The 10,431-nt window shown below is 72.2% G+C and carries 10 protein-coding genes; 7 read left to right on the plus strand and 3 right to left on the minus strand.

Features of this window, described 5'->3' with window-relative positions; translation table 11 throughout:
- The first annotated feature begins 88 nt into the window (after positions 1-88).
- The 3 genes from ectB (at position 89) to thpD (ending at position 2,812) form a co-directional block, all read left to right on the plus strand.
- Positions 89-1,366 carry a diaminobutyrate--2-oxoglutarate transaminase gene (gene ectB / locus ACFXG1_RS28215; protein ID WP_384718964.1) on the plus strand — a complete coding sequence of 426 codons (1,278 nt, stop codon included), beginning with the start codon at positions 89-91 and terminating at the stop codon, positions 1,364-1,366.
- 139 nt (positions 1,367-1,505) lie between these two features.
- Positions 1,506-1,904 (plus strand): ectoine synthase, encoded by a 399-nt coding sequence (locus ACFXG1_RS28220; RefSeq protein ID WP_384718962.1) that lies wholly within the window; start codon positions 1,506-1,508, stop codon positions 1,902-1,904.
- 2 nt (positions 1,905-1,906) lie between these two features.
- Positions 1,907-2,812, plus strand: coding sequence for an ectoine hydroxylase (gene thpD / locus ACFXG1_RS28225; protein WP_384718960.1), 906 nt, complete (start codon positions 1,907-1,909; stop codon positions 2,810-2,812).
- Between the two features lie 113 nt (positions 2,813-2,925).
- Here the strand turns inward: thpD and ACFXG1_RS28230 are convergent, their stop codons facing one another.
- A complete protein-coding gene (locus ACFXG1_RS28230; RefSeq protein ID WP_384714444.1) occupies positions 2,926-3,996 on the minus strand; it encodes an alkene reductase in 1,071 nt (356 codons plus the stop codon).
- Positions 3,997-4,424: 428 nt separating this feature from the next.
- Between ACFXG1_RS28230 and ACFXG1_RS28235 the strand changes: the two genes are divergently transcribed.
- The gene (locus ACFXG1_RS28235) at positions 4,425-4,856 is read left to right on the plus strand and encodes a MarR family winged helix-turn-helix transcriptional regulator (protein WP_384714464.1); all 432 of its coding nucleotides are present in this window, start codon (positions 4,425-4,427) and stop codon (positions 4,854-4,856) included.
- Positions 4,857-4,958: 102 nt separating this feature from the next.
- On the opposite strand, the gene ACFXG1_RS28240 is transcribed toward ACFXG1_RS28235, so the two are convergent.
- The gene (locus tag ACFXG1_RS28240) at positions 4,959-6,014 is read right to left on the minus strand and encodes an aminotransferase class V-fold PLP-dependent enzyme (protein WP_384714446.1); all 1,056 of its coding nucleotides are present in this window, start codon (positions 6,012-6,014) and stop codon (positions 4,959-4,961) included.
- A gap of 87 nt (positions 6,015-6,101) precedes the next feature.
- Positions 6,102-6,755, minus strand: a complete 654-nt coding sequence (locus ACFXG1_RS28245; RefSeq protein ID WP_384714449.1) for a DsbA family oxidoreductase — start codon at positions 6,753-6,755, stop codon at positions 6,102-6,104.
- Positions 6,756-6,883: 128 nt separating this feature from the next.
- Here ACFXG1_RS28245 and ACFXG1_RS28250 point away from each other — a divergent pair, with 128 nt between their 5' ends.
- The 3 genes from ACFXG1_RS28250 to ACFXG1_RS28260 all read left to right on the plus strand — a co-directional run bounded on the left by ACFXG1_RS28250 (position 6,884) and on the right by ACFXG1_RS28260 (position 10,392).
- Positions 6,884-8,137: a sensor histidine kinase gene (locus ACFXG1_RS28250; RefSeq protein WP_384714452.1), complete on the plus strand. Its 1,254-nt coding sequence runs from the start codon at positions 6,884-6,886 to the stop codon at positions 8,135-8,137.
- Entirely contained in the window at positions 8,134-8,841 is a 708-nt protein-coding gene (locus tag ACFXG1_RS28255; protein ID WP_384714455.1) for a response regulator, read from the plus strand. Before ACFXG1_RS28250 ends, ACFXG1_RS28255 begins: the two co-directional genes overlap by 4 nt.
- Before the next feature lie 105 nt (positions 8,842-8,946).
- A complete protein-coding gene (locus tag ACFXG1_RS28260; RefSeq protein WP_384714458.1) occupies positions 8,947-10,392 on the plus strand; it encodes a peptidoglycan D,D-transpeptidase FtsI family protein in 1,446 nt (481 codons plus the stop codon).
- The last annotated feature ends 39 nt before the right edge of the window (positions 10,393-10,431 follow it).

The raw sequence follows: 10,431 nt of genomic DNA on the forward strand, positions 1-10,431 counted from the left end.
TCACCGGGTGTTACCCCCGTCGCCTCCGCCTCCGTTCGCCTCCGCGCCGCCCGGCTCCGGGCGGCGGCCCACACCACGGGAGACCGCAGTGACCATCACCCCGCCCGCCCTCAGTGTCTTCGAGACCCTCGAGTCGGAGGTGCGCAGCTACTGCCGCGGCTGGCCCGCCGTCTTCGACCGCGCCCAGGGCAGCCGCCTCACCGACGAGGACGGACACTCCTACCTCGACTTCTTCGCCGGCGCCGGATCCCTCAACTACGGCCACAACAACCCGGTCCTGAAACGAGCCCTGCTCGACTATCTGGAACGGGACGGCATCACCCACGGCCTCGATATGGCGACCACGGCCAAGCGGACGTTCCTGGAGACGTTCCAGGACCTGGTCCTGCGGCCCCGCGACCTCCCCCACAAGGTGATGTTCCCCGGCCCGACCGGCACCAACGCGGTGGAGGCGGCGCTGAAGCTGGCCCGCAAGGTCAAGGGCCGCGAGTCGGTGGTCTCCTTCACCAACGCGTTCCACGGCATGTCCCTGGGATCGCTCGCGGTCACCGGCAACGCCTTCAAGCGCGCCGGGGCGGGTATCCCCCTGGTGCACGGCACCCCGATGCCGTTCGACAACTACTTCGACGGCACGATTCCCGACTTCCTCTGGTTCGAACGGCTGCTGGAGGACCGGGGATCCGGCCTCAACACCCCCGCCGCGGTGATCGTCGAGACCGTCCAGGGCGAGGGCGGGATCAATGTCGCCAGGCCCGAGTGGCTGCGGGCGCTCAAGGAGCTGTGCGAGCGGCGCGACATGCTGCTGATCGTCGACGACATCCAGATGGGCTGCGGCCGGACCGGTGGGTTCTTCTCCTTCGAGGAGGCGGGCATCGTCCCGGACATCGTGACGCTCTCCAAGTCGATCAGCGGCTACGGACTGCCGATGTCCCTCTGCCTGTTCCTGCCGGAGCTGGACATCTGGGAGCCCGGCGAGCACAACGGCACCTTCCGCGGCAACAATCCGGCGTTCGTCACGGCCGCCGCGGCGCTCCGGACGTACTGGGCCGACGGCGAACTGGAGAAGCAGACCGCCCGGCGGGGCGAGCAGATCGAGCAGGCGCTGCTCGCGCTCGCGGGTGAGAGCGCCGAGCCCGGTTTCTCCTTCCGGGGCCGCGGTCTGGTCTGGGGACTCGAATTCACCGACAAGGCCCGGGCGTCGGCGATCTGCGCCCGCGCCTTCGAGCTGGGGCTGCTGCTGGAGACGTCGGGGCCCGAGGGCGAGGTGGTGAAGCTGCTGCCGCCGCTCACCGTCTCGGCCGACGAACTCGACGAGGGGCTGCGGGTCGTCGCCCGCGCCGTCCGCGAGACCGCGGCCACCGACTGACGGATGGCCGCCCGGCCCATCCGACCCGATCCGGCCCGACGAACAGACGGAACCGACGGCACAGCCGGCACAGACGGCAGACGACCGACGCAACCGACACGACCGATCGACCGAACGAACCGACAGAGGTGACAGCAGCGTGATCGTCCGATCCCTCGCCGAGATCGAGGACACCGAGCGCCATGTGAAGGCGGCCTCCGGCACCTGGGAGAGCAAGCGTCTGGTGCTGGCCCGCGAGAAGGTCGGCTTCTCCCTCCACGAGACCGTGCTGTACGCGGGCACGGAGACGTCGATGTGGTACGCGAACCATGTCGAGGCGGTGCTCTGTGTGGCGGGCAGCGCCGAACTGACGGACCACGAGACGGGCAAGGTCCATCCGATCGAGCCGGGCACGATGTATCTGCTCGACGGGCACGAGCGCCATTCGCTCCGCGCCCTCACCGACTTCCGCTGTGTCTGCGTCTTCAACCCCCCGGTGACCGGCCGGGAGGACCATGACGAGAACGGCGTCTATCCCCTGATCACCGAGGAGGACTGAACATGGCCACCGCTACCGACCGGCGTACCGACCTCTATCCGACCCGGGAGAAGACCGAGGTGGTGACGGTTCGCCGGGACCCCGTCGTCTGGTCCGCGCCCGGCGCGCCGGGGCCGCTGCTCCCCGCCGAGCTGGCCTCGTACGAACGCGACGGCTTCATCCCGGTGGAGGACCAGATCACCGATGAGGAGGTCGCCCTCTACCGGACCGAGATGGAGCGGCTGATCGCCGATCCGGAGATCCGCGCCGACGAGCGTGCGATCGTCGAGCCGTCGTCGGAGAAGGTCCGCTCGATCTTCGAGGTGCACAAGCTGAGCGCCGTCTTCGGCGCCCTGGTCCGGGACGAGCGGGTGGTGGGCCGGGCCCGTCAGATCCTCGGCTCGGACGTCTACGTCCACCAGTCGCGGATCAATGTGAAGCCGGGCTTCGGGGCCTCGGGCTTCTACTGGCACTCGGACTTCGAGACCTGGCACGCGGAGGACGGCATGCCCGCGATGCGGGCGGTCTCGGTCTCGATCGCCCTGACGGAGAACCGGGACACCAACGGCGGGCTGATGATCATGCCGGGCTCGCACCGCACCTTCCTGGGCTGTGCGGGTGAGACGCCGACGGACAACTACAAGCGGTCGCTCCGGATGCAGGTGGCGGGGACGCCGTCGGAATCGGCGCTGACGGGGCTCGCCGACGAGCACGGCATCCGGCTGTTCACCGGCCGGGCCGGTTCGTCGACCTGGTTCGACTGCAACTGCATGCACGGCTCCGGGGACAACATCACCCCGTACGCCCGCAGCAATGTCTTCATCGTCTTCAACAGCGTGGAGAACGCGGCGGTCGAGCCGTTCGCGGCGCCGATCCGGCGGCCGGAGTTCATCGGGGCGCGCGACTTCACCCCGGTCCGGCCCGGCTAGCCGGTACGTATCAGGGGGCGGGTGTCATCGCGCAACTGCCCCGTGCCGCGAACGGCCCCGTACGTACGGCGGACCGGCCCGCTCCCCCGCGGCGGACCGGGTGTCCCGTGGGCTCAGACGGTCTGCAGAACGGGGTAGTCCGTGTAGCCGTTCTCGCCGCCGCCGAAGAAGGTCGCCGGGTCGGGGTCGTTGTACGGTCCGTCGGTACGCAGCCGGGCCGGCAGGTCCGGGTTGGCGAGGAAGAGGGAGCCGTAGGCGATCAGATCGGCCGTGCCGTCCTCGACGAGCGCGAGCCGGGCCGCCGGGCCCTCGGTCGTGGGGTTGAGGATGAACCGTCCGGAGAAGCGCTCGCGCAGCTCCAGGGTGAGCGGGCGGAGCTCGGCCGACGCCTCCAGCAGATGCAGATAGGCGATACCGATCGGGTCGAGCGCCCCGACCAGGGTCCGGTAGACGCCGTCCGGCTCGGGCTCGGCCATGTCGTTGATCGGATTGGCCGGGGAGAGCCGCAGCCCGACCCGGTCGGCGCCGATCGCGTCCGCGACGGCCCGGGTCACCGTGACGGCGAACCGGGTCCGGTTCTCCTCCGAGCCGCCCCACTCGTCGGTGCGCCGATTGGTGTTGGGCGCCAGGAACTGGTGGATGAGATAGCCGTTGGCGCCGTGCAGCTCGACCCCGTCGAAGCCGGCGGCCACCGCGTTGCGGGCGGCGGACACGTACTCGTCGACGGTGCCGGGAATGTCGTCGGCGGCCAGCTCGCGCGGCTCGGTGAAGTCCTTCATGCCGTCCTTGGTGAAGAGCTGCCCGCTCGGGGTGACCGCGGAGGGCCCGACCGGACGCAGTTCGCCGGGGAGCAGATCGGGGTGGCCGATCCGGCCGGAGTGCATCAGCTGGGCGAAGATCGTGCCGCCCCGGGCGTGTACGGCGTCGGTGACCTTGCGCCAGCCCGCGATCTGCTCGTCGCTGTGGAGTCCGGGGGTGTCGGGGTAGCCCTGCCCGCCGATGGAGGGCTGGACGCCCTCGGTGACGATCAGGCCGGCGGAGGCGCGCTGCGCGTAATACTCGGCCATCGACTCGGTGGGCGAGTGCCCCGGACCGTACGCCCTGGAACGGGTCATCGGGGCCATGGCGATGCGGTTGGCGAGGCGGCGGCCGGCGAGGTCGACGGGGTCGAAGGCAAGGGACATCTGGGGCTCCCATAAATGTGGTCGGCCAAGGAAAATATTTGTGTGGCCGACCAAAGAAATCGGCACGGCGACCACTGTAGCGCATTGATTGGCCGACCAAGGTAAAATCTCGGTGAGGCGCCGGGGGGATACTGGACGGCGCGGACGGGAGACCGCGAGCGACGACCGGCGGCCCACGCCGACACGCCTGTGAGGAGGGTCCGATGACGACCGAGACCGAGCCCGGATTCGGGGCGGGAGCGGCAGCCGCCGCGGCGGACGGCACGACGGCGTCCGCGGCCGGCTGCCGGGAGTGCGCGGGCGACGACCGTCACGACGACACGACGGCGTGCGGGGAGGCCGCTCCCGGGCCACCCGCCGACGACGGCGGCTGTTGTCCCGGCGGGGCGGGTCCGGCCAACGCGCTCACCTGTGACGAGAAGGCGCCCGTGTCGTTCGCGGTGGCCCGGGTCGCCCGGCTGCACCGGATGGCGGGCGGCAAGCCCCTCCGGGCGCTCGGCCTCTACCCCGGGCAGGAGTACGTCATGGTGCATCTGTGGCTCAACGGCCCCTCGCGCCAGGCCGATCTGATCCGGGTGGCGGATCTCGACCCGTCCACGGTCACCAAGATGCTCCAGCGACTCGAACTGGCCGGACACGTCCGGCGCAGGCCCGACCCGGCGGACCGCCGGGCGGTCCTCGTGGAGGCGACCGAGGCCAGCGCCGAACTGCGGACCGCGGTGGAGGCGACCCTGATCCATCTGGAGGAGCAGCTACTCACCGGTCTCGACCAGGGCGAGCGCCGGGAGCTGACGCGGCTGCTGGCCAAGACGGAACTGAATCTGTGCCGGACCACCGGGGAGTGCCTCCCGCCCGAGTGACGCGGGCCCGGCTCACGCCTTCCGGGGATCCGTTACGACCCGGGCGGCTCACGCCTTACCGGGATCCGCTACGCCACGCGCCTCACGCCTTCCCGGGACCCGTTACGACCCGCCCCCGGCCCGGTCCACGGCGGCGAGCAGCAGATCCACGTGGGCGGGCGTGTTGTAGAGGTGGAAGGAGACCCGCAGGTTCCCGGCCCTGGCGGAGGTGACGATGCCCTCCTCGGCGAGCCTGGGCGCCAGGTCCGTGAGCCCGGGGACGGCGACGATCGCGGACTCCCCCGGCAGCGGCGCGTACCCCCGTTCGGTCAGCCCCTCCCGCAGCCCGCGGGCGAGCGCCGTCACATGCCGGTGGACCGTCTCGATCCCGATCTTCTCCAGCAGTTCCAGCGCCGGGGCGGCGGCGTGGAAGGCCGGATAGGCCGGTGACTCGTCGAATCGCCGCGCCGTCGCCGCGAGCCGCTCGGGCGGGCCGTAGAGCGCGCCGTCCTCGGACGCGAACACCCCGGGGAACAGGGGGCGGAGGGTCCGCTGCGCCTCCTCGGTGACGGTCAGGTACGCGAGCCCGCGCGGCGCGAGCAAGTACTTGTACCCGACGGTGACCGTGTAGTCCCAGTCCCCGGCAGTCAGCGGCAGCCAGCCCGCGGACTGGCTGGCGTCGAGCAGGGTCCGCGCGCCGTGCGCGGCGGCGGCCTCCCGTATCGCCGCGAGATCGGCGACGCGTCCGTCGGCGGACTGGACGGCGGAGAAGGCGACCAGGGCCGTACCGGGGCGGACGGCCTCGGCGAGCCGATCCAGCGGTACGTAGCGCGGCCGGAGATCGCCGCGCGCGACGAAGGGCGTGATCACGGAGGCGAACTCGCCCTCGGGGAAGAGGACCTCCGCGCCCGGCGGCAGCGACTGGGCGACCAGCCCGACGGCGGTGGAGAGGGCGCTGCCCACGGCCACCCGGCCGGGGTCGACACCCCCGAGCCGCGCGAAGGCGGCGCGTACGGCGGTCACCGTGTCGTACTCCCCGGCGCCGCCCGGCCGCCCGGCCGCCAGCTCGTCCATCAGGTCCCGGACGGCGGCGACGGAACGGAGTGGCGGGACGCCGCAGGAGGAGGTGTTCAGATACGTCGTGCGCAGCGCGAACTCGGTCTCGGCGAGAGTATCCATGCGATCACCCTGCGGGGGCGCGGAGCACCGGTCAACCGGGAAACCAGGGGGGTGTCCTCCGGCTCGCCCACCCCGCCGCGGGCGGGGTTACGCGTTCTCCGCCTGGCGGGAGGTCCAGGCGCGGTCGAGGGCCTGGGCGAAGAGCTCGACGGGCTGGGCGCCCGAGAGGCCGTAGCGGCGGTCGAAGACGAAGAACGGCACGCCCCGCGCGCCCATCTCCGCGGCCTCGCGCTCGTCCGCGCGGACCTCGTCCGCGTACACCGACCGGTCGGCGACGACCCCGCGTACCTCCGTCTCGTCCATTCCGGCCTCGACCGCGAGGGCGATCAGCACCTCGTCGTCGTAGACGGACCGCTCGTCGGCGAAGTTGGCACGGTAGACCAGGTCGAGCAGCTCGCCCTGGCGGCCCCCGGCCTTCGCCAGATGGAGCACCCGGTGGATGTCAAAGCTGTTGCCGTGGTCGCGGTGGGCCGTGTCGTAGGCAAGGCCGTCGGCGCGCGCGGTCGCGGCGACGTGCTCCTCCATCCCGCGCGCCTCCTCCTCGGTGCGGCCGTACTTCGCGCGCAGGATCTCGATCACCGAGGTGATGTCGTGCTTGGGCCGGTCGGGGTCCAGCTCGTACGAGCGGTGCACCACCTCGACCTCGTCACGGGCGGCGAACTCCGCCAGCGCCTGCTCGAAACGCGCCTTCCCGATATAGCACCAGGGGCATGCGATATCCCCCCATATCTCGACGCGCATCACGATCGTCTCCCCGCCTTCCCGTTCCTTCGTCTTCGGTGCCCTCTCCGGCTCAGGTCTCAACACCCGCCGCGCCCCCCTCATTCCCGGCTCCCCGGCCCGGTACCGGCCCATGGGATTCTGACCCCATGGGACGGTGGGGGCTGTTCGGGCGACGGGCGCGGGCGCGCTGGCTGCATCTCATTGTCGGCGGCGCCCTGTTCATGCCGTTCTGGCTGCTCGCGTCCGTTCTCGTGGCGCCGCTCACCGAGTCCGGCGCGCTCTTCGCCGCCTCGTTCTCCGATCAGCTGGTGGCCTACGCCCTCGGCCTCCCGCTGGCCGCCGTCGCCGGGCTCGCCGCCCCGGTCCGACCCCTCTCCGTGGCCGCCGCGCGGGGACTGTGCGGGCTGCCGGACGAGTCCTTCGCGGACGGCCCCGCCCGCTCCCGCGCCGCCCGGCTACGGGCGGCGGCCTGGTTCGTGCTGCACACCGGGGCGGGGGCGCTGATCAGCGGTGCGACGCTCGCCCTGCCGCCGCTCGCGGTGACTTTGGTCCTGGTCCCGCTCCTCCCCGCGGCGCGCTCCGGGATGAAGGTGCCGGACCATCCGGTCTGGGTGTTCGCCCTGTCCCCGGTCGCCGGCGCGGCCCTGCTGATCGCCCTCGCGGCGGGCGTGGCGGCGGCCGGACGGGGGATGGCGCGGGCCGCCGCCGTCCTGCTGGGCCCGACCCCGGCGGACCGGCTGGCGGCGGCCGAGCGACGGGCGACGGAGCTGGCGGAGCGCAACCGGCTCGCGCGCGAGCTGCACGACTCGGTGGGGCACGCGCTGAGCGCCGTGACACTGCAGGCGGGGGCCGCGCGCCGGCTGCTGGACCGCGATCCGGAGTTCGTCCGGGAAGCGCTCGCGGACATCGAGGAGACCGCCCGCCGCACGGTGGGCGAGCTGGACACCGTCCTCGGGCTGCTGCGCGACGGGGATCCGCCCGGCGGCGTACGCGGCCCGACGCTGGCGGACCTCGACGGACTGCTGGCCCGCGGTGGCGTACCGGTGACGCCGGAGCGCTCGGGTGATCCCGCCGCCGTACCTGCGCCGGTGTCCCGGGAGGCGTACCGGATCGTCCAGGAGGGGCTGAGCAACGTCCTGCGCCACGCCGGGCCCGTCCCGGTGTCGCTGAGCATCGCCGTGGACGGCGAGAAGGTGGAGATCACGATGGAGAACCCACTGCCGGACCGGCCACCGGTGGTCCGCCCCGGCGGGGGCCGCGGTCTGCGCGGCGTCACCGAACGGGCCGTCCTGCTGGGCGGGGTGTCCGAGGCGGGGGCCCGGGAGCGGGACGGGGTGTGGCGGCTGTACGCGGCCCTCCCCCTCGCCGGCGCGCCGGGGCGGAAGGGCGGCGGCCGGTGAGCGGCGACGGCACGCGAACGGACGGAAATCGGCGAATACCGCCTCTGCGGATCGTCGTCGCCGACGACGAGCGCATGGTGCGTACGGCCCTGCGGGCGATCCTCTCCGCCGAGCCCGATCTGACCGTGGTCGGAGAGGCGGCGGACGGCGCCGAAGCGGTGTCCGTGGTCCGGGAGGCGGCACCGGACGTGGTGCTGATGGATGTCCGGATGCCCGGGATCGACGGCATCCGGGCCACCGAGCTGATCCTCGCCGGCACCACCGCCGCCGACACCTCCCCGCCGCGGATCCTGGTGGTGACGACGTTCGAGAACGACGCCTATGTGTACGACGCGCTGCGCGCGGGCGCCGCGGGCTTCCTGTTGAAGCGGGCGGCCGCGGAGGACCTGGTGGCGGCGGTCCGGCTGGTCGCCCGCAGCGACTCGCTGCTTTTCCCGTCGGCGGTACGGACCCTGGCCGCTTCGTACGCCGGTCCGGCGGCCGGATCGCCCCCGCCGTGGGCGGCCCGGCTGACCGAACGGGAGGCGGACGTGCTGCGGCTGATGGCGACGGGCCTGACGAACGCGGAGATCGCCGGGCGGATGGCGATCGGCCGGGCCACGGTGAAGACCCATGTGGCGTCCGTCCTGGCGAAGACGGGCACCCGGGACCGCACCCAGGCGGTGATCGCGGCGTACGAGACGGGCTTCGTGTCCCCCCGCTGACCCCCGTTTGACCGGCCCGCCGACCGCCCCGGGAAGAGGCGCCGAGCACGGATGGCGGGGAACCCGGGGAACCATTGACGGGGTGCCGCTCGTCTTCCGGACGGGATGAACAAGACGATCAGACACACCGCCGTCTTCAGCCTGCTGCTGGTGCTCGCCCTGCTCCTCCGGGCCACCTGGGTACAGGCGTACGACGCGGAGGCACTCGCGGACAACGACAAGAACCGGCGCCAGGTCATCGACCAGTACGCCCAGCCACTGGGCGACATCGTGGTGGCCGGGACCCCCGTGACGGGCTCGAAGCCGAGCCGTTCCGGGGATCTCGCCTATCAGCGGACCTATCCGGAGGCCGAGCTGTACGCCCCGGTGACGGGCTACAGCTCGCAGGCGTACGGCTCCACCCAACTGGAGGGAATCTACGGCGATGTCCTGGACGGCACGGACGACCGGCTGAAGGACCCGGTGGACGCCCTCACCCGGGCCCAACAGGAGCCGGGTGATGTGCTCACGACCATCGACCCGGCGGTGCAGGAGGCCGCGTTCAAGGCCCTCGGCGACACCAAGGGCGCCGTGGTGGCCATGGATCCGGAGACCGGCAGGATCCTCGGTCTGGCGAGCACCCCCTCGTACGATCCGTCGACGATCGCCGGGACCACCGACGGCGAGGCGTGGCAGAAGCTGCTGGACGACCCGGACAAGCCCATGGTCAACCGCGCGCTGCGGCAGCCGCTGGCGCCGGGCTCGACGTTCAAGCTGGTGGTCGCCGCCGCCGCGCTGGAGGAGGGGCTCTACGGGTCGGTGGACGAGGCGACGGCCAGTCCGATGCCGTACACCCTGCCGCTGACGTCGAAGCCGCTGCCGAACGACATCGCGAACGCGCCCTGCGAGGACGCCTCGATCCGGACCGCCCTGCGCTGGTCGTGCAACAACGTCTTCGCGAAGATCGCGATCGATCTGGGCCAGGACAAGGTACGGGCGATGGCCGAGAAGTTCGGCTTCAACGCGGAGCGGGACGTCCCGGTCAGGGCGTACGAGAGCGTGTACCCGAAGGGGCTGGACGCGCCGCAGACCGGGCTGACCGGGATCGGCCAGTTCGACGTCACCGCCACCCCGCTCCAGATGGCGCTGGTCTCCGCGGCGATCGCCAACGACGGCGTCCTCAAGGACCCGCACATGGTCTCCCAGGTCGTGGACTCCGAGGGCACCGTCCTCGACTCCTACGACGGCGGCCAAGGCAAGCGGATCCTCTCGGAGGAGACCGCGGAACAGCTGCGCGACGCGATGGTCACGGTCGTCGAGGACGGCACCGCTTCGAAGGCCCGGGTCTCCGGCGCCGAGGTGGGCGGCAAGACGGGCACCGCGCAGCGGGGTGTGAACAACAGCGGCAAGCCGTACGCCTGGTTCACCTCGTACGGCACGGACCGCGACACCGGCAAGCAGGTCGCGGTCGCCGTGGTGATCGAGGACGCGGGCGGCCCCCGCTCCGAGGTCAGCGGCAACGGCCTGGCGGCGCCGGTGGCGCAGAAGGTGATGACAGCCGCGCTGAAGTGACACGGCGCGAGGGTGGAGGGGCGCGGGCCGGGGTTGCCC

This window comes from Streptomyces sp. NPDC059248 (genome assembly GCF_042753905.1).
Classification (GTDB): domain Bacteria; phylum Actinomycetota; class Actinomycetes; order Streptomycetales; family Streptomycetaceae; genus Streptomyces.

Bases quoted from the DNA above. Each gene is read 5' to 3' on its own strand.
- thpD (WP_384718960.1), top strand. From the start codon at position 1,907: ATGGCCACCGCTACCGACCGGCGTACCGACCTCTATCCGACCCGGGAG.
- ACFXG1_RS28250 (WP_384714452.1), top strand. From the start codon at position 6,884: ATGGGACGGTGGGGGCTGTTCGGGCGACGGGCGCGGGCGCGCTGGCTG.
- ACFXG1_RS28260 (WP_384714458.1), top strand. From the start codon at position 8,947: ATGAACAAGACGATCAGACACACCGCCGTCTTCAGCCTGCTGCTGGTG.
- ACFXG1_RS28245 (WP_384714449.1), bottom strand. From the start codon at position 6,755: ATGCGCGTCGAGATATGGGGGGATATCGCATGCCCCTGGTGCTATATC.
- ACFXG1_RS28230 (WP_384714444.1), bottom strand. From the start codon at position 3,996: ATGTCCCTTGCCTTCGACCCCGTCGACCTCGCCGGCCGCCGCCTCGCC.
- ACFXG1_RS28240 (WP_384714446.1), bottom strand. From the start codon at position 6,014: ATGGATACTCTCGCCGAGACCGAGTTCGCGCTGCGCACGACGTATCTG.